At 73.3% G+C, this 23440-nt stretch carries 28 protein-coding genes; 17 read left to right on the top strand and 11 right to left on the bottom strand.

Annotated elements, in window-relative coordinates:
* The first annotated feature begins 2 nt into the window (after nt 1-2).
* Nucleotides 3-1007, top strand: coding sequence for a phosphotransferase enzyme family protein (locus ACIRG9_RS07055; RefSeq protein WP_402851386.1), 1005 nt, complete (start codon nt 3-5; stop codon nt 1005-1007).
* Nucleotides 1008-1076: 69 nt separating this feature from the next.
* Here the strand turns inward: ACIRG9_RS07055 and ACIRG9_RS07050 are convergent, their stop codons facing one another.
* Nucleotides 1077-1727, bottom strand: coding sequence for a GGDEF domain-containing protein (locus ACIRG9_RS07050; RefSeq protein WP_402851383.1), 651 nt, complete (start codon nt 1725-1727; stop codon nt 1077-1079).
* 263 nt (nt 1728-1990) lie between these two features.
* Between ACIRG9_RS07050 and ACIRG9_RS07045 the strand changes: the two genes are divergently transcribed.
* The 6 genes from ACIRG9_RS07045 (at nt 1991) to ACIRG9_RS07020 (ending at nt 7530) form a co-directional block, all read left to right on the top strand.
* Nucleotides 1991-2233, top strand: coding sequence for a DUF397 domain-containing protein (locus ACIRG9_RS07045; protein WP_402851380.1), 243 nt, complete (start codon nt 1991-1993; stop codon nt 2231-2233).
* Nucleotides 2234-2358: 125 nt separating this feature from the next.
* Nucleotides 2359-3246: a helix-turn-helix domain-containing protein gene (locus ACIRG9_RS07040; RefSeq protein WP_402851377.1), complete on the top strand. Its 888-nt coding sequence runs from the start codon at nt 2359-2361 to the stop codon at nt 3244-3246.
* A gap of 86 nt (nt 3247-3332) precedes the next feature.
* On the top strand, nt 3333-4394 hold the full coding sequence (locus ACIRG9_RS07035; protein WP_402851374.1) for a LacI family DNA-binding transcriptional regulator: 1062 nt from the start codon (nt 3333-3335) through the stop codon (nt 4392-4394).
* A gap of 2 nt (nt 4395-4396) precedes the next feature.
* Entirely contained in the window at nt 4397-4600 is a 204-nt protein-coding gene (locus ACIRG9_RS07030) for a hypothetical protein (RefSeq protein WP_402851371.1), read from the top strand.
* Between the two features lie 122 nt (nt 4601-4722).
* Nucleotides 4723-6168, top strand: a complete 1446-nt coding sequence (locus tag ACIRG9_RS07025; RefSeq protein WP_402851368.1) for a protein kinase — start codon at nt 4723-4725, stop codon at nt 6166-6168.
* A gap of 210 nt (nt 6169-6378) precedes the next feature.
* Complete coding sequence (locus ACIRG9_RS07020) at nt 6379-7530, top strand: CapA family protein (RefSeq protein WP_402851366.1); 1152 nt, start codon at nt 6379-6381, stop codon at nt 7528-7530.
* A 79-nt stretch (nt 7531-7609) separates the two neighbouring features.
* Here ACIRG9_RS07020 and gdhA read toward each other — a convergent pair whose 3' ends face one another.
* Nucleotides 7610-8947, bottom strand: coding sequence for an NADP-specific glutamate dehydrogenase (gene gdhA / locus ACIRG9_RS07015; RefSeq protein WP_402851363.1), 1338 nt, complete (start codon nt 8945-8947; stop codon nt 7610-7612).
* Nucleotides 8948-9062: 115 nt separating this feature from the next.
* Between gdhA and ACIRG9_RS07010 the strand changes: the two genes are divergently transcribed.
* The 3 genes from ACIRG9_RS07010 (at nt 9063) to ACIRG9_RS07000 (ending at nt 11181) form a co-directional block, all read left to right on the top strand.
* Entirely contained in the window at nt 9063-9371 is a 309-nt protein-coding gene (locus ACIRG9_RS07010) for a hypothetical protein (RefSeq protein ID WP_402851360.1), read from the top strand.
* A 127-nt stretch (nt 9372-9498) separates the two neighbouring features.
* Complete coding sequence (locus tag ACIRG9_RS07005; RefSeq protein ID WP_402851358.1) at nt 9499-10470, top strand: pirin family protein; 972 nt, start codon at nt 9499-9501, stop codon at nt 10468-10470.
* 45 nt (nt 10471-10515) lie between these two features.
* Entirely contained in the window at nt 10516-11181 is a 666-nt protein-coding gene (locus tag ACIRG9_RS07000) for a hypothetical protein (protein WP_402851356.1), read from the top strand.
* Nucleotides 11182-11396: 215 nt separating this feature from the next.
* Here the strand turns inward: ACIRG9_RS07000 and ACIRG9_RS06995 are convergent, their stop codons facing one another.
* Nucleotides 11397-12056 (bottom strand): DUF1345 domain-containing protein, encoded by a 660-nt coding sequence (locus ACIRG9_RS06995; protein WP_402851354.1) that lies wholly within the window; start codon nt 12054-12056, stop codon nt 11397-11399.
* A 9-nt stretch (nt 12057-12065) separates the two neighbouring features.
* Nucleotides 12066-12338, bottom strand: coding sequence for a DUF2795 domain-containing protein (locus ACIRG9_RS06990; RefSeq protein WP_402851352.1), 273 nt, complete (start codon nt 12336-12338; stop codon nt 12066-12068).
* A 159-nt stretch (nt 12339-12497) separates the two neighbouring features.
* Between ACIRG9_RS06990 and ACIRG9_RS06985 the strand changes: the two genes are divergently transcribed.
* The gene (locus ACIRG9_RS06985) at nt 12498-12902 is read left to right on the top strand and encodes a DUF2267 domain-containing protein (RefSeq protein WP_402851349.1); all 405 of its coding nucleotides are present in this window, start codon (nt 12498-12500) and stop codon (nt 12900-12902) included.
* Between the two features lie 72 nt (nt 12903-12974).
* Here the strand turns inward: ACIRG9_RS06985 and ACIRG9_RS06980 are convergent, their stop codons facing one another.
* Nucleotides 12975-14123 (bottom strand): CaiB/BaiF CoA transferase family protein, encoded by a 1149-nt coding sequence (locus tag ACIRG9_RS06980; protein WP_402851346.1) that lies wholly within the window; start codon nt 14121-14123, stop codon nt 12975-12977.
* A gap of 264 nt (nt 14124-14387) precedes the next feature.
* On the opposite strand from ACIRG9_RS06980, the gene ACIRG9_RS06975 reads away from it, so the two are divergent.
* The 4 genes from ACIRG9_RS06975 (at nt 14388) to ACIRG9_RS06960 (ending at nt 17162) form a co-directional block, all read left to right on the top strand.
* Nucleotides 14388-15386, top strand: coding sequence for a TerC/Alx family metal homeostasis membrane protein (locus ACIRG9_RS06975; RefSeq protein WP_402851343.1), 999 nt, complete (start codon nt 14388-14390; stop codon nt 15384-15386).
* Between the two features lie 112 nt (nt 15387-15498).
* Complete coding sequence (locus tag ACIRG9_RS06970) at nt 15499-16089, top strand: sulfite oxidase-like oxidoreductase (RefSeq protein WP_402851903.1); 591 nt, start codon at nt 15499-15501, stop codon at nt 16087-16089.
* Nucleotide 16090: 1 nt separating this feature from the next.
* Complete coding sequence (locus tag ACIRG9_RS06965) at nt 16091-16852, top strand: ferredoxin reductase (protein WP_402851340.1); 762 nt, start codon at nt 16091-16093, stop codon at nt 16850-16852.
* A gap of 16 nt (nt 16853-16868) precedes the next feature.
* Nucleotides 16869-17162, top strand: coding sequence for a DUF6510 family protein (locus tag ACIRG9_RS06960; protein WP_402851337.1), 294 nt, complete (start codon nt 16869-16871; stop codon nt 17160-17162).
* Between the two features lie 92 nt (nt 17163-17254).
* Here the strand turns inward: ACIRG9_RS06960 and ACIRG9_RS06955 are convergent, their stop codons facing one another.
* Complete coding sequence (locus ACIRG9_RS06955) at nt 17255-17428, bottom strand: hypothetical protein (protein ID WP_402851334.1); 174 nt, start codon at nt 17426-17428, stop codon at nt 17255-17257.
* A 1-nt stretch (nt 17429) separates the two neighbouring features.
* On the opposite strand from ACIRG9_RS06955, the gene ACIRG9_RS06950 reads away from it, so the two are divergent.
* Entirely contained in the window at nt 17430-17963 is a 534-nt protein-coding gene (locus tag ACIRG9_RS06950) for a GNAT family N-acetyltransferase (protein ID WP_402851331.1), read from the top strand.
* 137 nt (nt 17964-18100) lie between these two features.
* On the opposite strand, the gene ACIRG9_RS06945 is transcribed toward ACIRG9_RS06950, so the two are convergent.
* Both ACIRG9_RS06945 and ACIRG9_RS06940 read right to left on the bottom strand, forming a co-directional pair.
* Nucleotides 18101-18244 carry a hypothetical protein gene (locus tag ACIRG9_RS06945; protein WP_402851328.1) on the bottom strand — a complete coding sequence of 48 codons (144 nt, stop codon included), beginning with the start codon at nt 18242-18244 and terminating at the stop codon, nt 18101-18103.
* Entirely contained in the window at nt 18241-18852 is a 612-nt protein-coding gene (locus ACIRG9_RS06940; RefSeq protein ID WP_402851325.1) for a S4 domain-containing protein, read from the bottom strand. The genes ACIRG9_RS06945 and ACIRG9_RS06940 overlap by 4 nt, the downstream gene beginning before the upstream one ends.
* Nucleotides 18853-19041: 189 nt before the next feature.
* On the opposite strand from ACIRG9_RS06940, the gene ACIRG9_RS06935 reads away from it, so the two are divergent.
* Nucleotides 19042-20346, top strand: coding sequence for an NAD(P)/FAD-dependent oxidoreductase (locus ACIRG9_RS06935; protein ID WP_402851322.1), 1305 nt, complete (start codon nt 19042-19044; stop codon nt 20344-20346).
* On the opposite strand, the gene ACIRG9_RS06930 is transcribed toward ACIRG9_RS06935, so the two are convergent.
* From ACIRG9_RS06930 to ACIRG9_RS06920, 3 genes are all read right to left on the bottom strand, one after another.
* The gene (locus ACIRG9_RS06930; RefSeq protein ID WP_402851319.1) at nt 20343-21440 is read right to left on the bottom strand and encodes an AI-2E family transporter; all 1098 of its coding nucleotides are present in this window, start codon (nt 21438-21440) and stop codon (nt 20343-20345) included. The genes ACIRG9_RS06935 and ACIRG9_RS06930 overlap by 4 nt on opposite strands.
* Nucleotides 21441-21538: 98 nt before the next feature.
* Nucleotides 21539-22327 carry a spermidine synthase gene (locus tag ACIRG9_RS06925; RefSeq protein ID WP_402851317.1) on the bottom strand — a complete coding sequence of 263 codons (789 nt, stop codon included), beginning with the start codon at nt 22325-22327 and terminating at the stop codon, nt 21539-21541.
* A 59-nt stretch (nt 22328-22386) separates the two neighbouring features.
* On the bottom strand, nt 22387-23361 hold the full coding sequence (locus ACIRG9_RS06920; RefSeq protein WP_402851314.1) for a DUF2267 domain-containing protein: 975 nt from the start codon (nt 23359-23361) through the stop codon (nt 22387-22389).
* Between the last annotated feature and the right edge of the window lie 79 nt (nt 23362-23440).

The following is a 23440-nucleotide window of genomic DNA, read 5'->3' as shown; positions in this document are numbered from 1 at the left end:
CCGTGGACGATCGGCTCGCCGCCCGGGTCGCGGAGGAATTCGGCCTGGCCCTGGTCACCGCCGTGCCGGTGGAGTTCGGCGCGGACCCCACCGCCGAGCTGTGGCAGGCTGGCACCAGGGAAGGCCGCGAGTACGCGGTGAAGCTCAGCGGTGGCGGCACCCCGGCCGGGCTCGTGGTGACCGCCGGGCTCGCCCGGCGAGGCGTACCGGGTGTCCCGGCACCGGTGGCGACCCGGGACGGGCAGCTCAACGCCGTGTACGACGGACGCCGGCTCACCGTGGTCCCGTGGATCGTCGGCGAGCGGGCCGCCGACGGCGGGATGCGCTCCGCCCACTGGCGTCGGTACGGTGCGCTCCTCGCCGCCGCGCACGCGGTGCCGCTGACCGGCGAGCTGGCCGGGCTGCCCCGGGAGGACCACACCCACGCCGCGATCGCGGCGGCGGTGCGGGAGACCGACCGGCGGCTGCGCGCGGTGGACGACTCGGCCGACCGGTGGACCCGGGAGGTGGCCGCGCACTGGCGGGCGGCCGCCGCCGACACGGCGCGGCTGCTGGACCGGGTCGACCGGCTCGGCGCGGAGTTGCGGGCCCGGCCGGCCGACCTGGTGGTCTGCCACGGCGATCCGCACCTGGGCAATGTGCTGCTGGGCCCGGACGGGGAGGTCTGGCTGATCGACTGGGACGACGCGGTGCTCGCCCCGCGGGAACGTGACCTGATGTTCGTGCTCGGCGGCGGGCCGGCCTGGGCCTTCGACAGCCGGCTCGACGAGGCCGCGTTCCGGGCCGGCTACGGCCCGATGCGGCCGGACCCGGTGCGGCTCGCGTACCACCTCGGGGTTCGAACGCTCGACGATCTGTGGAGCTGGTCGGCGGAGGTGGCCGACCCCGTCCGGTCCGAGGCCGACCGGGTCCGGGCCCTGCGGATCGTGGAGGGGTTGCTGTCGCCGTCGGGTCTGGTCAGCCTCGCCCGGGACGCCCTGCGCGGCGTGGGTCGCTGGGACGGCTGACCGCCTCGCCGTGACGATCCGGGGCGGTCAGGTGGTCGACTGCCGCTCCGGCGACGGTGGCCCGGCCGCTCAGCACTCGGCCAGCTGCGGGCTGTCCACGAGTTGCCGGGGGGGCTGCGCCGCGCCGAGGCTCTTCGCCTGGTACATCGCCGCGTCGGCCCGGCAGAGCGCGTCGGTCAGCTGCGTCGGGCAGTGCACCGGGGCGAGCCCGACGGAGGCGGTCACCTGCACGGTGCGGGCGCCGAGCGGGATCGGCGCGGCGAGCGCCTCGCAGAGCCGACGGGTGGCGTGCTCGATCCAGCGCCGGTCCACCGTGGGACTGGCCAGCAGCCCGGCGAACTCGTCCCCGCCGAGCCGGGCGACCAGGTTGTCCCCGGCGAACGCGGAGAGCCGCTGCGCCACGCTGACCAGCACCTGATCGCCGGCAGCGTGTCCGTAGCGGTCGTTGACCAGCTTGAAGCCGTCGAGGTCGAGCACGACCGCCACCAACGGCTGGCCGGCGGCGTCGGTCAGCAGCGTCGCGGCGAGCCGGTAGAAGGCCCGCCGGTTCGGCAGCCCGGTGAGCGGGTCGTGGCTGGCGGCGTGCCGCTCGGCCACCAGTTCGGCCTGGAGTAGCTCGATCTCCGCCTCCGCCCGCAGTGCCCGGCGGCGCAGCTGCCAGGCGGAGACGAGGGCACCGGCGGCGGAGATACCGGAGGCGACGGTCATCGGATCCGGCACGCGCCCTCCTCACCGCTCCTGTCGGCCTCGCCGGGCGGCACCTGAACCGACCGGGCCAGACCGTGTTCTTCCTGGTCATAACCGGTAGCGGGGTGACCCACAGTGAACGGATGGGTACACCGCATGTGCGCTATCATGCTCGCTGTCCATTGCAGATGCAATAGCAGATGCACGTGCATCTTCATCCTCAGTCGACGGAACCCCGCGCCACCTACCGCCCCTCCCCGCGGCATCGGATGGCTCATCCCACGGAGGGACGCCCCATGCAGCAGCCACAGAACGGTGTGTCAACCAGTGACCTGCCACCGGTGCGGTGGCAGAAGAGCCGGCGCAGCAACCCGAGTGGCAACTGCGTCGAGCTGGCCGAGCTGCCCGACGGCGCCGGCATCGCGGTACGCAACTCCCGGCATCCCGACGGACCGGCGCTGATCTACACCGTGGACGAGATCGCCGCGTTCGTGCTCGGCGCGCGTGACGGCGACTTCGACCATCTGATCGCCGACTGAGGCCATTGGCGGAAACGACTCGGCCGTCCGGAGGGGTTCATCTCACCGAGGGTCCATGGCATGCTTACACGTCGGCCGGGCCAGGACGTCCGGTCGGGACAGTCGGCAGGTTGAAGGACGGCCAGGTGACGACGGTGTCCGCCGAGGGAGGCCCGACCAGCGGGCCGACAGTGCTGCGCATGCTGCTCGGAGGGCAGTTGCGCCGGCTCCGCGAGGGTGCCGGGGTGAGCCGGGAGAGTGCCGGCTGGGAGATCCGCTCCTCCGAGTCGAAGATCAGCCGGATGGAGCTGGGCCGGGTCGGCTTCAAGGAACGCGACGTCGCCGACCTGCTGACCCTCTACGGCGTCACCGCTCTGCAGGAGCGCGGGGCGCTGCTCAAGCTGGCCCGTGACGCGAACAGTCCCGGCTGGTGGCACCGCTACGGCGACGTGCTGCCCTCCTGGTTCCAGTCCTACCTGGGGCTGGAGGCCGCGGCCGCGCTGATCCGCACGTACGAGGTCCAGTTCGTCCCCGGCCTGCTGCAGACTCCCGAGTACGCCCGGGCGGTGATCCTGCTCGGCCACCGGGGCGCCCCGCCGGCGGAGCTCGACCGGCGGGTCAACCTGCGGATGGACCGCCAGCGGGTGTTGCACCGTGGCGGCCCGCCCCAGCTCTGGGCGGTGCTCGACGAGGCCGCGCTGCGCCGGCCCATCGGCGGTGTCGAGGTGATGCGCGGCCAGCTCGACGCGCTGATCGAGGCCACCTCCGCGCCGCAGGTCCGGCTCCAGATCATCCCCTTCGACGCCGGCGGCCACGCCGCGGCCAGCGGCGCGTTCAGCATCCTCCGTTTCGGTGACGAGGACCTCCCGGACATCGTCTACATCGAACAGCTCACCAGCGCGATCTATCTGGACAAGCGCGACGACCTCGACTACTACGCGCTGGCCATGGAGCGGCTCTGTGTGGAGGCCGTGCCGCCGGAGCAGACCCGCGAGCTGCTGACCCGGATCCGCGACGAGCTCTACCCGGGCTGACCCGATTCCCCATTGACCCTCGCCGACCCGTGCGGGTAGTCTCTGAATCGATCCAGTAACTGGATCGATTCAGAAAGGGGCCGATGATGCCGACCCTGCAGGACGTCGCGGACGCGGTGGGCGTCTCCCGGAGCACCGTCTCCAACGCCTACAGCCGGCCCGACCAGCTCTCCGCCGACCTGCGCGCCAGGATTCTCGACGCGGCGGGACGCCTCGGCTACCCCGGCCCCAACCCGACCGCCCGCTCGCTGCGCCGTGGTGTCGTCGGGGCGGTCGGTGTCCTCTTCACCTCCCGGCTGTCGTACGCGTTCACAGACCCGTTCGCGGTGCGCTTCCTCGCCGGCGTCAGCGAGGCGGTCGAGCAGCACGGCAGCAACCTGCTGCTGGTGCCGCTGCCCGCCGAGCGCGCCCGGGTCCGCGCCGCCATCGACAACGCCGCCGTCGACGGCTTCTGCGTCTACTGTGCCGGTGACGAGGACTGGGCCCTCGACGCCATCCGGGGTCGGGCGCTGCCGTACGTCACCACCGCTCCTCGGGCGGACGCCGGCCCGGCCGACCGCTACGTCGGCATCGACGAACGGGCGGCCGCCCGGTCCGTCGCCGAGCACGTCGCCGCGCTCGGTCACCGCCGGGTGGCCCTCCTCGGCGACAGGGTGCTGCCCCACGCCCCCGCCGGGCCGCTCCGCCTGACCGGCCCGGCCGACGCCCCGCACCCGACGACGCGCGGCCGGCTCACCGGCTTCGCCGAGGCGTTCGCCGCCGTCGGGGTGGACTGGTCCGCCGTCACCGTGCTCAACGCCGCCGACAACACCCGCGCCGCCGGTGCCGCCGCCGTCAACGCCGCCCTGGCCGGCGATCGGCCGCCCACCGCCGTGCTGGCCTGCTCCGACGTGCTCGCCCTCGGCGTGCTCGACGCGCTCGACCGGACTGGCCGGCGGCTGGCGCATCCCGTCTCGGTCACCGGCTTCGACGACATCGCCGAGGCCGCCTCCGCCGGGCTCACCACCGTCCGTCAACCGGCCGAGGAGAAGGGCCGCCTCGCCGCCACGCTGCTGCTGGAACCGCCGGCCGACCCGGCCGGCGGGCGCGTCCTGCTCCCCACCGACCTCGTCGTCCGCACCTCCACCGGTCCCGCCCAAAGGAGCTGACCATGGAACACCACACCGGTTTCGTCCTCGCCGTCGACGCCGTGACCCGGCACGTCAACTCGGCCCGCCCCGACGCGCCCGTCCGCCCCGACCGGCCTCGTACGCCCCGGCTGGCCCCCACCCGGCTGGCCGCCGCGGGTGCCCTGCGCCGGCTCGCCGACCGCATGGAACCCCGCCCGGCCCCCGCGCCGCCCTGCTGCCCCTGACCCGGTGATCGGCGGGCGCCCCCGGCCACCACCCGGGGGCGCCCCCGACCGTCACGCACCCGCCGGGCGGGACCGGCACCGGGCTGTTGCCTTGCGCGGCGCGCCAGGCAGACTGGACCACCATGTCGCCGTTCACGCCAGCACTGCGGCTGCACGATCGGTACGTCCTACGCGAGCGCATCGGGCTCGGCGGGATGTCCGAGGTGTGGCGCGCCGACGACGAGGTGCTGCACCGCCCCGTCGCGGTCAAGGCCCTCGCCACGCAGCTCGCCGCCGACCCGCAGCTGCGCGCCACCATCCAGCGTGAGGCCCGCGCCGCGGCCCGGCTCACCCACCCGCACGTCACCCAGGTGTACGACTACGCCGAGGCCACCCTGCCCGACGGCAGCCTGGTGCCCTACCTGGTGATGGAGCTGGTCGAGGGACACACCCTCGCCGACCGGCTGGCCGGCGGGCCGCTCGCCTGGCCCGAGGCGGTCCGGCTGGCCGGTCAGGTCGCCGCCGCCCTCGCCGCCGCGCACCGGATCGGCGTGGTGCACCGGGACATCAAACCCGGCAACGTGATGCTCACCGAGACCGGCGCGAAGGTGCTCGACTTCGGCATCGCCACCCTCGCCGGGCCCCGGCACCCCCTCTCCGGCCAGACCGGTGAGCTGCTGATGGGCACCCCCGCGTACTTCGCCCCGGAACGGATGGCACCCGGCCCGCCGAATCCCGCCAGCGACGTGTACGCCCTCGGTGCGCTGCTCTACCGCACCCTCACCGGACGGGCCCCGCTGCCCGTGCAGACCTGGCAGGACGTGCTCGACGTGCAGGCCCGGCACACGCCGATCCCGCCGCTGCACGTCCCCGGGCTACCCGCCGACGTCGCCGAACTCACCCTGGCCTGCCTCTCCGTGGACCCGGCCCAACGGCCCACCGCCGGTCAACTCGCCGCCCGGTTCGGCGCCGGCAAGCCCGCCGATCCGCCCACCGCGATCCTGCCCACGATCACCCGGCCCGAGCATCCGCGGACCCTGATCGACCGGGCCGCCGCGGTGCCGGTGCGCCCGGGCCCGCCGGTGGCCGCGTCCCGGCCGCCCGCTCGGTCCAACCGGCTCCTCGGCCTGCTGGTCGCCGCCGGAGTGGCGCTCCTGATCGGCCTGGTCGGCTCGCTGTTCCTCGGCGACGGCCCGGACCGGCCGAAGGCCGGCGACACGGCCGCCACGACGCCGGCCGACGGGGCCGCACCGGAGTCCGACTCTCCAGAACCGTCCGACCCGCCGGAGTCGGCCACCACCCAGCCGGTGCCGGCCACCCCGCGCGAGCTTGCCGCCCAGTTCGTCGAGGTGCTCGCTCAGTTGCACGCCGACGAGAAGATCGACCGCAAGACCGCCGAGGACCTGCGGAAGAAGGCCGCCGACCTGGCCCGCAAGCCGAAGGACCAGCACAAGCGCCTCGCCGACCTGCGCGAACGGATCGCCGAAGCGGCCGACGACGGGAAGATCGATGCTGATGCCGCCGCCACCCTGCGGGGGCTGCTCGACGCCTACGAACAACTGAGCGGCGGCGGCCAGGACAACGATTGACCCGGCCGGCCCGCCTCGACTGGCCTTGATCGACTCCGTGTGCGGGATGTGGTGGTCACGACCGGCGGTGGAAACCGCCCTTTGCGGGACATGGAGTGGTCACCGGAGTTTCGTCACCATGGACCCGAAAGGCCCCCTCCCTCCTGGGAGGGGTCCTTTCGGGTTCGTCCCTCGACGCGGTGGACACCGGGACAAAGTCCTAGGATGAGGATGAAACTGGGCATTGTGGTGATCCTGGTGCTGTTGGCGGCAGCGTGTACCGAACCGGCACGTGTCGCTCCGCGTACCTCCGCCACGCCGCGCGCCACGTCCCCGGCCTCGGGGCCGAAGAACCAGCTCACCGTGGTGGCCGCCGGCGATCTGCTGGTGCATCCGCCGCTCACCGAGCAGGCCGCCGCCGACGCGCAGGACGCGGGCCGCAGCGGCCACGACTTCAGTCGCGTGCTCGCCGCGATCCGCCCCCGGGTGAGCGGCGCCGACCTCGCCATCTGCCACATGGAGACACCGTTGGCGGACCCGCAGGGTCCGTTCACCGGATGGCCGGCCTTCAGCGTGCCGCCGGAGTTGGCCGACGCGGCGGCCTGGGCCGGGTTCGACACCTGCTCCACGGCGTCCAACCACTCGCTCGACGAGGGCATGGAGGGGATCACCCGGACCCTGGACAACCTCGACCGGGTCGGGCTGCGGCACGCCGGCACGGCCCGCAACGCGGACGAGGCGGCCCGGACGAACATCCTCGACGTGGCGGGCGTGAAGGTCGCGCAGCTGTCGTACGCGCTGAGCTTCAACGACATCCCCCTGCCGGAGGGCAAGCCGTGGGCGGCGAACCTTATCGACCAGGAGGCCATCCTCGCGGCTGCGCACCGGGCGCGAGCGGCCGGTGCCGAGATCGTCATACTCTCCATGCACTGGGGGACCGAGTATCAGAACGCGCCGAACGACGACCAGCTGGACCTGGCCCAAACGCTGCTCGCCTCGCCCGACATCGACCTGATCATCGGGTGCCACGTCCACGTGGTGCAGCCGTTCGAGAAGATCGGCCGGAAGTGGGTCGCCTACGGCATGGGCAACCTCACCGCCCGGTTCGACGACGGCTCCCCGGAGAACACGCAGGACGCCGTGGTGCCCGAGTTCACCTTCACCCGCACCGGTTCTGCCGGCTGGGAGGTCACCAACGTGAGCGTGCTGCCGACCTGGATGGAGTACAAGCCGGCAGCCCGAGTGGTCGACCTGGCCGGCGCGGCCAAGGATCCGGCGGTGCCCGCCGATCGGCGGGCACACTACGCCGAGATCGAAAAGCGGATCAACGGGTACGTGGACATGCGCGGCGCCTTCGAGGCGGGGCTGCGCCCCGTCTCCTGAGGTGGCGTCTGCCGAGTCTTGGGCAGCTACCGTACGTCGCCGTACGGTAGCTGTCCGAGATCGGTGGCCGGTCCGCTGCTCAGACCAGGCCGTGTTCGAGCATCGCCTCCGCCACCCGCCGGAAACCGTTGATGTTCGCGCCAGCCACGTAGTCGCCAGGCAGGCCGTACTCCTCGGCGGTGGCCCAGCAGCGGGCGTGGATGTCCCGCATCGTCTCCCACAGCCGCTTCTCCGACTGGCTGAACGTCCACGAGTCCCGGCTGGCGTTCTGCGCCATCTCCATGGCGCTCACCGCCACGCCGCCGGCGTTCGCCGCCTTGCCCGGGGCGAACTTCACCCCGGCGCCGGCCAGGATACGGACCGCCTCCGGCGTGGTGGGCATGTTCGCTCCCTCGACCACCGCGACACATCCGCCGGCCGCGAGCGCCGCCGCCTCCGCGCCGCCGATCTCGTTCTGCGTCGCGCAGGGCAGCGCGAGATCGCAGGGCACCTCCCAGACGGTACGACCGGAGACCGCCACCGCGTGCGGCACGTGCTTGACGTAGTTGTCGAGGCGGACCCGGCGTTCCTCCTTCAGTTCGCGCAGGAGCTCCAGGTCGATGCCGGCCTCGTCCAGCACGTACCCGTCCGAGTCGGAGCAGGCCACCACCCGACCGCCGAGCTGGTGCACCTTCTCGATGGCGTAGATCGCCACGTTGCCCGAGCCGGAGACCACCACCCGCTTGCCCTCCAGGCTGTCCCCGCACTGCTTCAGCAGTTCCTCGGCGAAGAACACCGCGCCGTATCCGGTGGCCTCGCGGCGCACCTGCGCGCCCCCGTAGGCCACGCCCTTGCCGGTGAGCACCCCCGACTCGTACCGGTTGGTGATCCGCTTGTACTGGCCGAACAGGTAGCCGATCTCCCGGCCACCGACCCCGATGTCACCTGCCGGCACGTCGGTCTCCGCGCCGATGTGCCGGTACAACTCGGTCATGAAGCTCTGGCAGAAGCGCATCACCTCCCGGTCCGAGCGGCCCTTCGGGTCGAAGTCCGACCCGCCCTTGCCGCCACCGATCGGCAGTCCGGTCAGCGCGTTCTTGAAGATCTGCTCGAAGCCGAGGAACTTCACGATGCCCAGGTAGACCGACGGGTGGAAACGCAGGCCGCCCTTGAACGGGCCCAGCGCGCTGTTGAACTCCACGCGGAAACCGCGGTTCACCCGGACCCGGCCCTTGTCGTCCTCCCACGGCACCCGGAAGATGATCTGCCGCTCCGGCTCGCAGATTCGCTCGATGATCCGCGCGTTCGCGTACTCGGGGTGGCGGGCCATGGCCGGGCCGATGCTCTCCAGCACCTCCCGTACCGCCTGGTGGAACTCGGGCTCACCCGGGTTGCGGTTGACCACATTTGCGAACACCGTCTCGACGGTCTCCGGCATAACCGACACGTCCCTTCCGGTTCACCGGGCGGCAGCCCGGTCGTCCCTTGCCGTATCGGTCCGCGCTGACCGTCACCGGATACCATAATCACCGCCATCGGGTTCACTTGTCGGGGTGGACGAGTTGATCTGGAGCACCGCCCGAGCCTCCCGTGACTGGCTGGATACCACCAACGGCACCGGAGACACCGAGCTGACCTGCCGCATCCTCAAGCTCACCGAGGAGGCGGGGGAGGCGGCCGCCGCGTGGATCGGGGTGCTCGGGCAGAACCCGCGCAAGGGCGTCACCCACACCCGCGACGACGTCGCGGCCGAACTGGCGGACGTCGTGTTCACGGCGCTCGTCGCGATCGAGAGCCTGGGGCTGGACGCGCGCTCCGTCGTGTCGGGGTGCGCGGCCAAGGTACGGTCCCGCCTGACCTAGAGCCCCGCAGCCCCGGCCGGCGGGCCTCGGCACGCTCCGCGCCCCGGCTGGCACACTCCGCGTGCCGGTGTCCGCCGTCACGGCGAACGCGGCGACCGGCGCGGGAGACGGCGCGTACAGTCGGGCGGTGGACCGTACCGAATCCTTGCCGGCGCAGACCCTCCCACCCGGCGTGGGACCGACGGACCCGGGCAGTGTCCTGCTGCCCGGCCACGACGTGCCGCTCGGCCGTTACACCACGGTGCGGCGGCTGCTGCCGCAACGGCAGCGGCGGATGGTCGGGGCCTGGTGCTTCGTCGACCACTTCGGACCGGACGACGTCGCCGAACGGCCCGGCATGGAGGTGCCGCCGCACCCGCACACCGGGCTCCAGACCGTCACCTGGCTGCTCGACGGCGAGATCCTGCACCGGGACAGCCTGGGCAACGTGCAACCGATCCGCCCCGGGCAACTCAACGTGATGACCTCCGGCCACGGCATCGCCCACTCGGAACGGTCCCCGGCGGTGCATCCGCCGGTGATGCACGGTGTCCAGCTCTGGGTGGCGCTGCCGGACCCGGCCCGCGCCGGCGCGGCCGACTTCGCCCACCACGCGGAGCTGCCCGGGTGGCGCGACGGCGACCTGGCGGTGATGCTGCTGGTCGGCGAGCTGGGCGGCGAGCGCTCCCCGGCGGTGGTGCACACGCCGCTGGTCGGGGCGCAGCTCGAGGTGCGCGGGTCGGCACCGGTCAGCCTGCCGCTGCGCCCCGACTTCGAGTACGGGCTGCTGGCGATGTCCGGCTCCGCCGAAGTGGACGGGGTGCCGTTCGCTCCCGGCGCGCTGCTCTACCTCGGCGCCGGTCGGGACACGCTGAACCTGCGCGCCGCCCCCGGCAGCCGGCTGCTGCTGCTCGGCGGGACGCCGTTCGAGGAGCCCCTGGTCATGTGGTGGAACTTCGTCGGCCGGTCGCACGAGGAGGTCGTCGCGGCCCGGGAGGACTGGATGGCGGGTCGGCGCTTCGGCACGGTCGCCGACGACCAGGCGCCTCCGCTGCCGGCCCCGGCGCTGCCCACCACCCGGCTGAAGGCCCGGGACCGGCGCGGTGGCCTGCACGGCTGATCGCTGAATGCTGAATGCCCGGCCCCGGGCCGGGTATCCGCGGGCATGCCGACCAGTGTGGTTTCCAGCATCGAGGAGAAGAAGCGACTGGTCCGCCGGCTTGCCGGGGACGGTCGCGGGTTCGCCGAACGGTACGGGTTCCGGGTCACCAACAACCCGTCCCAGCTGTTCCAGGTGCTCTACCTGTCCGTTCTGCTCGCCCGGCGCGGAGATTTCCGCAAGGCGGTCGACGCCGCGCTGGCGTTGCGGGACAACGGCTGGGACAGTGCCGCCCGGATGGCCCGGTCGCTGCAGGCCGACCGGGTACGCGTGCTGCGCGAAGCCGGTCAACGGGGCGATGTGGACGCGCTCGCGGCCACCCTCGGCGACCTCGCTCGGGCGATCGTGGACCGCTACCGGGGCGACCTGCGCCGGCTGCGTACGGCGGCGCGACAGGATCCGGCTCAGGAGCGGCGGCTGCTCGCCGCTCTGCCCGGGGTGGACGATCAGGTGATCGACCTCTTCCTGCGCGAGACGCAGGCGGTGTGGCGTGAGGTGGCGCCGGTCGCCGACCGCCGAGCACTCGTCGCGGCCCGCCGGCTCGGCCTCGGGCGGTCCGCCGACGACCTGGCCGGGCTTGCCGGGAGCGGTGAGTCGGAGCGGTTGGCGTGGCTGGTGGGTGCGCTGGCCCGAGTGGACCTGGAGAAGCGGTACGCGGAGCTGACCGGGTGACCCCGACGTGCGTCCGGCCACAATCTCGCGATAGTCACCCGATCGGCTGATTTTCTAACGTACGATGATCGTGGCAGCGATGCCCGCCCGGTTCGGGCGAACACTCACCGCCTGGCGGTCGCGACCCGGTTCGGGCGCGGACACCGGCAGGGACAGGTGTGCGTGGCGCCCCAGGTCGCGGTTCGTGACCCGGGGCGCCCGCCTGTCCACGGCGGCTATCCCGCCAGCCCGGCCAGCAGGTTCACCACCGTGGCCACGATGACCGCACCGAACAGATACGACAGCAGCGTGTGGCCCAGCACCGTCCGGCGCAGCTCCGTGCTGCCCAGGTCGGTGTCGGAGACCTGGAACGTGGCGCCCACGGTGAACGCCAGGTAGGCGAAGTCCGTGAAGCAGGGCGGCTCGCTCTGGTGAAAGTCGACGCCTCCCGGCTTCCCACCGTAGTAGAGGCGGGCGTAACGCGTCATGAAGACGGTGTGCACCACGAACCAGGAGAGCACCACGCTGAGTACGCCCACGCCGCGGTTGAGATCCAACGGGAGGCCGGGCCGCACCGGGCGACCGGCGGTCAGGAGCACTCCCACCGCCAACAGGCTGACCAGGCAGGCGGCCAGCAGCAGCACGTCCCGTACGGCCCGGTTCGGGTCCTCGCGCCGGGCCAGCCGGGCCGTCGCCGCAGCGTCCAACCGCCACAGCCGGCTCCAGACCAGGACCAGCCAGGCTAGCGCGGCGGCGTCCCAGCCCACCAACGGGCCGAGCGCCAGCGACATGAGCGCCCCGACGAGTCCACCGCAGACGACCCCGACCAGTCCCATCACGGCGAGCTGGGCCCCGGCCGCGATGTGCCGGCCCGGGTGGCGGTCCGTCCCGCGCACCGGGGGGTGTCAGATGCCGCGTAGGTGCTGCGAAACCCGATTGTGGCGCTTGTCCCGGGACTGCGCCGCGCGCTGCGATCGGCCTACCTCGGGTGCGGCGTCGATGCCGGCCGACCGGGCCACCTCGGTGCCGTTGGCGTAGTCCACCGGAGGCAGCGCCCGAAGCGCCTGCAACACGTCCGGGGGCGCACCCTCCCGTTCGGCCTCGCGGATGACGTCGTCCTTGCCGGCCGGATAGTCCAGCGCCGACAGGTAGTCAAGGACGTCGGTGTAACTCGCCATGGGTCGAGCTCCTCGCGCCTGTAGTTGCGGTCACGACCGGCGGCGGTTACCCGGCGGGCGGCCGGTCACGCACGACCGCTGCGAATTTCGCGGCCGTTTCCGTCGCGCGCCGGCGGGTAGGCGGCGAGGCGCGAGGCAGCCGTGAGAGGGGACGACCGAATGAACTACGAGACCTTCGTCGACAAGGTCGCACAGCGGACCCGAACGTCCCCGGATCGGGCGGCCGACCTGACCCGGGCCACGCTGGAGACCCTCGCCGAGCGGCTGACCGGGGGCGAGGTGCTGGACCTGGCCGCGCAGCTGTCGAAGCCGCTGCAACGGATCCTGAAGCCGCACCCCGACACCGAGGCGGCCGACCGGTTCGGGGCGGCCGAATTCATCGCCCGGGTGGGGCAGCGGGCCGGTGTCGACGGCAACGCCGCGCGCAACGCCGTACGGGCGGTCTTCACCACCCTGCGCGAGGCGGTCACCGGCGGCGAGTTCGACGACGTGGTCGTCCAGATGCCACGTGACTACCGGGACATGGTGGAGCCGGCCCTGGCGCCCGGCGCGATGCGGCGCTGAGCCCCGCAGGCGGCGCCGTCCGCCGCTGGCCGGTGCCGCCGACGGCCGGTCGGGTCAGCCCGATCGGCCGGATCAGGCGACCGCGCCGGCGGCGCGCAACGCGGCGATCCGCTCGGCGTCGAAGCCGGCCTCCGTGAGCAGTTCGTCGGTGTGCTCGCCGGGCCGCGGCGGCGGCCGGCGTACGGAGGTGGGAGTCGCGGAGAAGCGCGGCGCGGGTGCCGGCTGGGTGACGCCGCCGTGGTCGACGAAGACGCCCCGGGCCGCCAGGTGCGGGTGGTCGGGGGCCTCCGCCCAGTCCAGCACGGGCGCGACGCAGGCGTCGGTGGCGGACAACAGCTCCGTCCACTCGTCCCGGGTCCGGGTACGGAACAGCCGCGCCCACGCCGCACGCAGCGCCGGCCAGTTCGCGGGGTCGCTCCGGTCCGGGACCTCCTCGCCGTCGAGCGGGAAACCGGTGAGCCGGACCAGTTCCTCGTAGAACCGCGGCTCCAGCGCACCCACCGCGAGATGCCGCCCGTCGGCGCACTCGTAGGTGTCGTAGAACGGTGCCCCGCCGTCGAGCAGGTTCACCCCACGCGGGTCCTGCCACATGCCGGCCCGGCGCATCGCCCGGATCTGGGCGGCCAGCACCGACACACCGTCCACGATGGCCGCGTCGACGACCTGACCGGGGGCGCCGGCGCGGACCGCGTACAGGGCGGCGACGACGCCGAGGGCCAGCATCATCCCGCCACCGCCGAAGTCGCCGAGCAGGTTCATCGGCGGCACCGGACGCTCACCGGCCCGGCCGATGCCGTGCAGCGCGCCGGTCAGCGCCAGGTAGTCGATGTCGTGGCCGGCGGTGTGGGCGAGCGGGCCGTCCTGGCCCCAGCCGGTCATCCGCCCGTACACGAGTGCGGGGTTGGCGGCGAGGCACTCGTCGGGGCCGAGGCCGAGCCGTTCGGTCACCCCGGGCCGGAATCCCTCGACCAGTGCGTCCGCGCCGGCGACCAGGGCCAGCACCACCTCGCGCCCGGCGGCCGACTTGAGGTCGACGGCGATCGAGCGGCGGTTGCGGTTCAGCAGGTCGCCGGGGACGTCGCCGAACCCGCCGGAGGTGGTCCGGTCGACGCGGACCACCTCCGCGCCGAGGTCGGCCAGCATCATCGCGGCGAACGGGCCGGGCCCGATGCCGGCCAGTTCGATGACCCGTACGCCGGTGAGCGGCCCCTGGTTATCCATCGCGCCACGATAGGACGTTCGGGCACAGACGTACCACCACCGGCCATCCATGCAGCGGTTGACCAGGGCAATCATCTGGACAGGTTCCACCGCGGCGGACTTGGCGGGCGCGGTCGGGTTGCCCTAATCTGGTGCGCGGCGAGGGGAGTACTTCCCACGAACCATCCCGGTCAGTACGGCGTGCCCCGGTGCGCGCCCCGGGTGGTTGCCCACGCAGGTGGGTGAAGGAGACCTCGAACATGACACGGTGTTCGAGGAGCCTCTGTGCCCGAGTTGTCGTACCTGTCCGCCGGCGCGTTGTCGTCGATCGGCACCCCCACCCTCTGGGCCGCGACGGTCGCCGGCGTACTCGCCCTGCTGGTGCTGGACTTTCTGGTCACCCGCCGCCCGCACGAGGTGTCGCTCCGCGAGGCGTTGGGCTGGTCGGCGTTCTACCTCGCCCTGCCGCTGGCCTTCGGCGTCGGGCTGTGGTTCCGCTACGGCTCCGAGCAGGGCGTGGAGTACCTCACCGGATACCTGGTGGAGAAGTCCCTCTCGGTCGACAACCTCTTCGTCTTCATGCTGCTGCTGGCGGCGTTCGCGGTGCCCGCCGTGCTCGCCCAGCGGGTGCTGCTCTACGGCATCGCCGGCGCCCTGGTGCTGCGCGCGGTATTCATCGCCGTCGGCGCCGCCGCGCTGCAGACGCTCGACTTCGCCTTCCTGCTCTTCGCGGTCGTCCTGATCGCCACCGCGGCCAAACTGCTCCGCGACGCCCTCTCCGGGCACGAGCAGGAGATCGAGATCAACAGGATGCGGTCGGTCCGGCTGCTCCGCAGGTTCATGCCGGTGGTCGACGAATACCGGGGGCCCAGGATGACCGTCCGGGAACAGGGCCGGCGGGCGCTCACCCCGCTCGCCCTCGTGGTGGTCGCGGTGCTCGCCACCGACGTGGTCTTCGCCGTCGACTCGGTGCCCGCCGTCTACGGCATCACCGAGGACCCGTACCTGGTCTTCGCCACGAACGCGTTCGCCCTGCTCGGCCTGCGCGCGCTCTACTTCGTGCTGCACGCCGCGCTGAGCCGCCTCGTGCACCTCAGCTACGGCCTGGCCGTCATCCTCGCCTTCATCGGCGGCAAGCTCGGCCTGCACTGGGCGCACGGCATCTGGCCGGGCGTGCCGCAGATCCCCACGCTCGCCTCGCTCGGCGTGATCATCGGTGTCCTGCTGGTCGTCACCCTGACCAGCCTCCACACCACCCGGGGGAAAGGAAGGGCACCTTATTAACGCCTGCTGTCGAGAAGGGTCCCCTTCTTGCTAGGGCGTGGCTCGGCGGGGGAGTTGGCCGGAAGCGGCCGGCCGGGGTGCCGGCAGGTGGTACGACAGACGGGTGGGAATCGTGTCGCCGGGGTTCCAGGGCCGGCCCCGCTCGGCCGAGCCGGCCCTGCCGCCGGGGCAGTACCTCACCGAGGACTGGCCGGTGCTCTCCGCCGGCCCGACGCCGAGGGTGCCGCTGGACACCTGGGAGTTCGTCGTCACCGCCGAGACCGGCGCGGAGTACCGCTGGTCCTGGGACGAGTTGATGGGCCTGCCGCAGGAGACCCCCACCGTCGACATCCACTGCGTGACCCGCTGGTCGAAGCTCGGCGTCACCTGGCGGGGCGTCTCGCTGGACACCCTGTTCGACGGCATCGACACCAGCGCCCGCTACGCGCTGGCCCACTCGTACGGCGGCTACAGCAGCAACCTGCCGCTGGACGACCTGCGCGGCGGGCGGGCCTGGGTGGTGCACACCGTCGACGGCGGCCCGCTCCCCGCCGAACACGGCGGCCCGGCCCGGCTGCTCGTCCCGCACCTGTACTTCTGGAAATCGGCGAAGTGGGTGCGTGGCGTCCGGCTGCTCGTCGACGACCAGCCCGGCTTCTGGGAGACCGCCGGCTACCACGACTACGGCGACCCCTGGCGCGAACAGCGCTACCAGGGCGACTGAGGTGTCCGCGCCCACCGCCGGCGGCCGGGGCGCCACGCCGCTGACCTGGCGGGTGGCCCGCCTCGCCGAGCGCCGGATCGAGACGCCGACCGCGCAGACCCTGGTGCTGGACGTGCCCGGCTGGCCGGGCCACCTGCCCGGGCAGCACCTCGACGTCCGGCTCACCGCCGCCGACGGCTACCAGGCGGCCCGCTCGTACTCGCTCGCGGCGCCCGTGGACGAGCAGCGGATCGCGCTGACCGTGCAGCGGGTGCCGGACGGCGAGGTGTCGCCGTACCTGACCGAGGTGTACGCCGAAGGCGACCCGGTGGAGGTGCGCGGACCGGTCGGTGGCTGGTTCGTCTGGCGTACCGACGAGACCGCGCCGGTGCTGCTGGTGGCCGGCGGCTCCGGCGTGGTGCCGCTGATGGCGATGCTCCGGGCCCGCCGCGCCGCCGGCAGCCGGACGCCGTTCCGGCTGATCTACTCGGTCCGCACCCCCACCGACGTCTTCTACGCCGACGAGTTACGCCGCCGGGTCCGCGACGACCAGGGCCTCGACGTGGCGTACGTCTACACCCGGCAGGCGCCCGAGGGCTGGCGCGGCGATCCGCACCGGATCAACCTGGCCGACGTACGCGCCCACGGCTGGCCGCCCGACCTGGAGCCGCACTGCTACGTCTGCGGCCCCACCGGCTTCGTGGAAACCGTGGCGGACCTGCTGGTGGGGCTGGGTCACCCGACCGGGCGGGTGAAGACCGAACGCTTCGGCCCGACCGGCTGAGCACCGAGGAGGACGCATGACCGAGATGTCCTACGTGGACGGCAACATGCTCGACGGGCCGTTGCGGGAACTCTTCGCGATCGACCTGAGCGCCGCCACCGGGCGGTGCGCGTCCTGCGGCGCGGTCGGCCCGATGGCCGGACTGCACGTCTACTCGCACGCTCCCGGCCTGGTGGCCCGCTGTCCGGCCTGCAGCGGGGTGATGCTGCGGCTGGTCCGCGCGCCCGACCGGGCCTGGCTGGACCTGCGCGGGGCCACCTACCTGGAGGTGCCGATGCCCTTCGACCAGCCCCACCCGGGCCCGCTGTGACGGCCCTCTAAAGACCTGACGGCAGATCTTGGACAGTTACCGTCCCGCACGGACGGTAACTGTCCAAGATCTCGTGGAACGGCGGCGCCGGGTCAGCCGGCCGTGTCGGCCAGCCGCCGCCAGGCCAGCGCGGTGAGTACCGTCAGCGCGCCGGCGGCCAACCAGAACGGCGCCAGGATGCTCCCGGTCGCCTGGGCGACGAGACCGCCGGTCGCCGTGCCGACCCGGTTGGACAGCGGGCGGGCCGGTGGCCGAGAGTTGGGCAACGTGAGATATCTGCATACCGACGGGCGGGTCGGCATCCGCCGCCCACGACCCGCCGACGAGGCGGAGTTCGTCGCCGCCGCCCGGCGCAGCCGGGACCTGCACCACCCCTGGCTGTCGGCACCGGACGACCCCGAGCGGTACGCGGCGTACCTGCGCAAGATCCGGAGGCGGAACGACTCCGGTTACCTGTTCTGCGATGTGGCCACCGGGGAGATCGCCGGCTACGCCAACATCAGCGGCATCGTCATGGGCGCGCTGCGTGGCGGCTACCTGGGCTACGCGGCCTTCCTCCCGTACGCCGGCACCGGGCACGCCTCGGCCGGGGTCCGGCTGGTGATCGCGCACGCCTTCACCGCGCTCGGGCTGCACCGGCTGGAGGCGAACATCCAGCCCGGCAACGAGCCGTCGAGGCGGCTGGCCGGCCGACTCGGCTTCCGGCTGGAGGGCTTCTCGCCGGACTACCTCTTCATCGACGGGGAGTGGCGGGACCACGAGCGGTGGGCGATCACCGTACCCGCGCCCGAGCAGGGCTGAACGAGTGGTGTCGCTGGAGGGCATGCGTTGGGTACCGCCACCTCCCGCAACCGGAGCTGATCACGGTTCGCGAGGCTGCGGCCGGGGCTGAGCCGCGGTGGCGGCTGTCGCGGCGGCCGCCACCGGGTGCCCTCGGGTCAGCGTCCGGGGCCGCGTGCCTGCAGCCGCTGCACCTTCGCCTCCTTTTGCTCCACGCGCCGGCGCTGCCGGGGGGTGAGCTGCGGGCGGCGGGTCTGCTGCCGGTAGTTGGACACACGTCGATCGGTCGGCACGATGCTCACAACGGGTTCCCCTCTATCGTCCGGACCGCGAGCGGGATGTCCCGCAGCGCCGGCACCTCCTGCCGCTGCGGCTCCCGGGTCAGGGTCGCGGTGCCGTGCTCCGGCCGCACCTCCAGGTACGGCGGGGTGTCGCCCGCGGTGTGACCGGCCATCGCGACCGCCAATGGGGCGCGGCACTGCCGGTCCGGCCGGACCTGGATGGTCTGCCCGGGGCTGACCAGGTAGGAGCCCCGGTTGACCTTGCCGCCGTCGACCGTGAACGTGTTGTGGGCGACCAGGTCCCGGGCCTCGTTGATGGAGCGGGCGAACCCGGCGCGCTGCACCAAAGTGTCCATCCGCTGCTCCAGCTGACCGGCCAGGTTCTCCGCCGAGTCACCGGGTTGGCTGACGGCCGCCACCAGGGCCCGGGCGAGTTGCCGGTCCCGCAGCTCGTAGTCGGCGCGTACCCGGTGTCGCGCGGTGTCGTCCAGCCAGGGTCCGCCCGGGGCGGGCCGCGGCCCGCCGCGTACACCCACCGGATGCCGTTGCCGCCGCATCCGGTAGCCGTACGCGGGGTGGATCGGGAACACGTCCTCGGGCGAGGGACGCACCGTGGTCCGGACCGCCATGTCGTTTCCTCCCTCGGCTCTCGCGTCCCACCACCCTCCGTCGCCGCCGGGTGAGGGTGCCCCGCCCGGTCCGGGTGAACCGCTTTCGGTGACTCTTTGTGGGGATGGCTGGCCGTCGCGAGGCCGCCGGTCGTGCCACGGTCGGCGGTGGCACGTTTGCCGTTCCCATCGGGGGGAACGGGAGCGGGCATGACGAAACCTCGTGTGGTGATCGTGGGGGCCGGATTCGCCGGATACCACGCGGCGAAGACGTTGAGCCGGCTGGCCGCCGAGCGGGCCGAGATCGTCCTGCTGAACACGACCGACTATTTCCTCTACCTGCCGTTGTTGCCCGAGGTCGCCGCCGGGGTGGTCGAGCCGACCCGGATCGCCGTGCCGCTCGCCGGCACTCTCGACGGGGTCCGGGTGGTGATCGGCGAGGCCGACCGGGTGGATCTGCAGAACCGCTGGGTCGGCTACCGCTCCCCGGAGGGCGACCACGGCCGGCTCGCGTACGACCGCCTGGTGCTCTCGGTCGGCAGCGTCAACAAGCTGCTGCCCATCCCCGGGGTGACCGAGTACGCGCACGGGTTCCGCGGTCTGCCCGAGGCGCTCTACCTGCACGACCACGTGGTCCGTCAGATCGAACTGGCCGAGCTGACCGAGGACCCGGCCGAGCAGCGGGCCCGGACCACCTTCGTGGTGGTGGGCGCCGGCTACACCGGCACCGAGGTCGCCGCGCACGGCCAGCTCTTCACCGACCGGCTCATCGCCCAGCGTCCCCACCTCAAGGTCCGCCCGCGCTGGATGCTGCTCGACGTGGCGCCCCGGGTGCTGCCCGAGCTGGACCAGCGGATGTCGGTCACCGCCGACCGGGTGCTGCGCCGCCGCGGGGTGGACGTGCGGATGGGTACCTCGGTCTCCGAGGCCACCCCGGACGGCGTCATGCTCACCGACGGCGAGTACGTCCCGACGTGCAGCCTGGTCTGGTGCGTCGGGGTACGCCCCGACCCGTTCGTCGCCGAGCTGGGACTGCGCACCGAGAAGGGGCGGCTGGTGGTCGACGAGTACCTCAACGTCCCGGGCTGCCCCGAGGTGTACGCCTGCGGCGACGCGGCGGCCGTGCCCGACCTGAGCCGCCCCGGGCAGATCTGCGCGATGACCGCGCAGCACGCGCAGCGCCAGGGCAAGCTCGCGGCGCACAACATCGCCGCCTCGTACGGGCAGGGCACGCGGAAGCCGTACAAGCATTACGACCTGGGCTGGGTGGTCGACCTGGGCGGCAAGGAGGCGGCGGCCAACCCGTTGAAGGTGTCGATGTCCGGCCTGCCGGCCAAGGCCGTCACCCGTGGCTACCACCTGTTCGCCATGCCCGGGAACCGGGCCCGGGTGGGCGCCGACTGGCTCCTCGACGCGACCCTGCCCCGCCCGGCGGTGCAACTCGGGCTGGTTCCCGCGAACGCGGTTCCGCTGGAGAGCGCGTCCCCCGAGGTGGTGGTACGCGGCACCCGCTAGCCCCGCCGTGGCCGGCGGAGGCGCCGACGAAGGCGGGGCCCGGTGGCTGGCGGGGGGAGGGCGCGGCCGGCGGGGGTCAGCTCGCGGAGCAGGATCTGGACGATGGCGGCGGCCGGGATGGCCAGGAGGGCGCCGACCAGGCCGGCCAGTTCGGCCCCGAGCAGCACGGCGATCAGCACGGTGAGTGGGTTGAGCCGGACCGCCCGGGACATGATGACCGGCGACAGCAGGTGGTTCTCCGCCTGCACGTAGACGATGAAGAAACCCAGCACGATCAGGCCGGTGTTGGGGGAGTGCGCGAAGCCCGCGGCGGCGGCGACGACGGCGCCCAGCGTCGACCCGACCAGCGGGATCAGGTCCGCGAGAGCGACCAGCAGGGCGATCACCGCGGCGAACGGCACGCCGGTGAGCAGGAGCACCAGGAAGGTCATCCCGCCGAGCAGCACGCTGATCAGCAGGTTCCCGGTGAGGTAGCCCGTGATGGCGCGGGCGGACTCGCGGCCGATCCGGCGCAGCCGCTCCGCCCGGCGGTCGCCGGCCAGGGTCAGCGTGGTGGCGATGATCCGCGGCGCCTCCAGCACCATCAGGTACGCGAGCACCACGATGGTGACGATCCCCGCGACGGTCTGGACCAGCCCGCGCAGCACCCCGACGGCCGGCTGACCGAGCCGGGAGCCGAACTGCTCGAGCTGGGCGGAGTGGGAGACGACGTACTGGCGGAGGTGGAACCGCTCCAGCAGCCGGCCGGCCGGTCCCTGGCCGGCGCGGGTCTCCCGGAGCAGCTCGGGCGCCCGTTCGGCGAACCGGGTCACCTCGTTGACCAACGGCACCAGGATCACCGCGGCCAGCGCGGCGAGCAGCACGAAGGTGGCCACGAAGACCAGCAGGGTGGCCAGGGCCCGGTGCCGGACGAATCGGCGTTGCAGCCGGTCGACCAGGGGCTTCAGGGCGACCGCGAAGAACGCCGCGACGAGGATCCAGATCAGCACCTGTTGGGTCGCCCGGATCAGCGCCAGGGTGGCCAGGGTGGCGAGCACCAGCCCAATGACGATCAGTGTACGCCGGGCGGTGGACCGATCGTCGGCGTTGCTCATCCGGCGCGGCTACCCGTGCCGGCCACGGCGAAACCACGCCGTTTCGCGCGGGCCGGCGCTTTCGGTGTCCCCGGAGGCGGCCCGCGTGGGTGAGGCGGTCAGCCGACGGCGAGATCGGCGTCGGTGGCCGGGCGGGTGCCGGCGACGAAGGTGTCCAGGTCCGCCCCGTGCAGCACGTCGCCGGGCACCGGGTCCTTCGCGACGCGGGCGGCGAGTCGGCGTACCGGCAGCCGGTCGGGGCGGTGGGCGGCGGCGAGCACCAGGTTGCCGTAGCGCCGGCCGCGCAGCATGCGCCGGTCCGCGACCAGGCAGACGTCGGCGAAGACGGCGCGCAGCGCGGCCACCTGGGTACGGGAGAAGACCAGCGGCGGCAGGTCGGTGACGTTGACCAGGTAGACACCGTCCGGGCGCAGCACCCGGGCCGCCTCGGCGGCGAACTCGACGCTGGCCACCTGCGGGGGCATCCGGGCCGCGCGGTAGACGTCGGCGAGCACCACCTCGTACGCCTCGGACGGCGCGGCGGCGATGGCGTCCCGGGCGTCGCCGACCTCCACGGTCACCGCGGCCGGCGTCGGCGGCAGGTGGCGGCGGACCAGCTCGACCACCGCCGGGTCCCGCTCGATCACCCGTTGCGGGGAGCCGGGTCGGGTGGCGGCCAGCCAACGCGGCAGGGTGAGCGCCCCGCCGCCCAGGTGCAGGGCGGCCAGCGGCCGGCCCGGCGGGGCGACCAGGTCGATCACCGTGGCCATCCGGCGGACGTACTCGAAGTGCAGGTGGCGCGGGTCGGCGACGTCCACGTACGACTGTTCCACCCCGTCCGCGAGGAGCGTCCGCCCGGTGCGCCGGGCCCGGTCCACGACGATTTCCAGATGCTCGGTGCTTCCCACGGCGGGCAACGGTACCGGTCCGGGCCGGCGGGCGCGCCGCCCGCCGGCCCGGTGCCGGCTCACCCGGCGGCCATGCCCGCGCCGGCCTCCTCGATGGCGTCGTCGATGCGCCGGGCCAGGTCCACGTCCAGCGCGGTCACCCCGTCGACCTGTTGGGTCTGTACGGTCAACACGGCGCTGTCCGCGTCGGGGCGGCCGATCTGCGGCCCGCGCCCGGTCTCGCCCCGGAGCTGGTCGAGGCGGTCGAGCACCCGGTCCAGGTTCCCCGCCGGCAGTTCGATGGTGCGCACCAGTGACTGCCGGTCGCTGGACCAGTACCGCAGCCCGGCGAGCGCGTCGCGCAACTCCTGTTCGTTCAGGGGCGCGGTGGCGGACGCCGGGCCCACCAGACCCCCGCCGGGCGACGCCGGCGCCAGCAGGTCGCGCAACTCGTCCGGCACGCTCAGCGACTCGACCAGGTCGCCGTCGGCGTCGGCCAACGCGGCCAGGGTCGCCGCGGCCTGGTAGCGCGCCTGTTCCGGGGTGAGGCGGCTGCGGCGGCCCACCTCGGCCAGGAAGCCGGGCAGGTCCTGGTGCCGTCCGACGCCCTCGACCGGCACCACGTCGTGCAGCTTCAGCGGCACCGCCTCGAGCAGCCGTTCGCGTTCGGCCTCGCCGAGCGCGCAGGCGAGGGCGAGCACCGTCGCCTCGGCCGCCACCTTGGCCGTGGAGAAGTCCACCCCGGCGCGCCGGCTGACGTCGTCGACGAGATCCCGGTAGCCCAGGGTGGCCACCCGCGAACCCGGGGCCGAGTCGGGACGGGGCCGGGGGCGTTCCGGGACACCGGCCGGCGGGGGCGCGGGACCACCGCGCGTGGTGTTGGGCTTGTGTCGCCCGGCCGGCGGCGGGCCGGCCCGTTCCCGCTGGTCCAGCGAGGTGACCTGCTTGGACGCGCTCAGGCTGGCGCCGGTCTGGCTCGGCCGCCGACCGCGTTCCCGGGCGTCCCGGGCCAGGGCCCGGCGGCGCTGGTTGTCGCCCTCCATCTGCTTGCGCATCGTCGCACCTCGTTCCTCGTCGGTTCCGCCTTTCGCGGCCCGTGTTCCCGGTGCAGCCGGGAAGGAAACGGATGCCGTC

Source organism: Micromonospora sp. NPDC093277, assembly GCF_044765245.1.
Taxonomy (GTDB): domain Bacteria; phylum Actinomycetota; class Actinomycetes; order Mycobacteriales; family Micromonosporaceae; genus Micromonospora.
The sequence above is the reverse complement of the archived record's forward strand: the minus strand, read 5'-3'. Positions and strand labels throughout refer to the sequence as shown.

Excerpts from the sequence above, each read along its gene's own strand:
- ACIRG9_RS07020 (WP_402851366.1), top strand. The coding sequence starts at position 6,379 with ATGAAACTGGGCATTGTGGTGATCCTGGTGCTGTTGGCGGCAGCGTGT.
- ACIRG9_RS06935 (WP_402851322.1), top strand. The coding sequence starts at position 19,042 with ATGACGAAACCTCGTGTGGTGATCGTGGGGGCCGGATTCGCCGGATAC.
- ACIRG9_RS07000 (WP_402851356.1), top strand. The coding sequence starts at position 10,516 with ATGCCGACCAGTGTGGTTTCCAGCATCGAGGAGAAGAAGCGACTGGTC.
- ACIRG9_RS06920 (WP_402851314.1), bottom strand. The coding sequence starts at position 23,361 with ATGCGCAAGCAGATGGAGGGCGACAACCAGCGCCGCCGGGCCCTGGCC.
- ACIRG9_RS06985 (WP_402851349.1), top strand. The coding sequence starts at position 12,498 with ATGAACTACGAGACCTTCGTCGACAAGGTCGCACAGCGGACCCGAACG.
- gdhA (WP_402851363.1), bottom strand. The coding sequence starts at position 8,947 with ATGCCGGAGACCGTCGAGACGGTGTTCGCAAATGTGGTCAACCGCAAC.
- ACIRG9_RS06960 (WP_402851337.1), top strand. The coding sequence starts at position 16,869 with ATGACCGAGATGTCCTACGTGGACGGCAACATGCTCGACGGGCCGTTG.
- ACIRG9_RS06990 (WP_402851352.1), bottom strand. The coding sequence starts at position 12,338 with ATGGCGAGTTACACCGACGTCCTTGACTACCTGTCGGCGCTGGACTAT.
- ACIRG9_RS06930 (WP_402851319.1), bottom strand. The coding sequence starts at position 21,440 with ATGAGCAACGCCGACGATCGGTCCACCGCCCGGCGTACACTGATCGTC.
- ACIRG9_RS07045 (WP_402851380.1), top strand. The coding sequence starts at position 1,991 with ATGCAGCAGCCACAGAACGGTGTGTCAACCAGTGACCTGCCACCGGTG.
- ACIRG9_RS07030 (WP_402851371.1), top strand. The coding sequence starts at position 4,397 with ATGGAACACCACACCGGTTTCGTCCTCGCCGTCGACGCCGTGACCCGG.
- ACIRG9_RS07025 (WP_402851368.1), top strand. The coding sequence starts at position 4,723 with ATGTCGCCGTTCACGCCAGCACTGCGGCTGCACGATCGGTACGTCCTA.
- ACIRG9_RS06940 (WP_402851325.1), bottom strand. The coding sequence starts at position 18,852 with ATGGCGGTCCGGACCACGGTGCGTCCCTCGCCCGAGGACGTGTTCCCG.
- ACIRG9_RS06980 (WP_402851346.1), bottom strand. The coding sequence starts at position 14,123 with ATGGATAACCAGGGGCCGCTCACCGGCGTACGGGTCATCGAACTGGCC.
- ACIRG9_RS07035 (WP_402851374.1), top strand. The coding sequence starts at position 3,333 with ATGCCGACCCTGCAGGACGTCGCGGACGCGGTGGGCGTCTCCCGGAGC.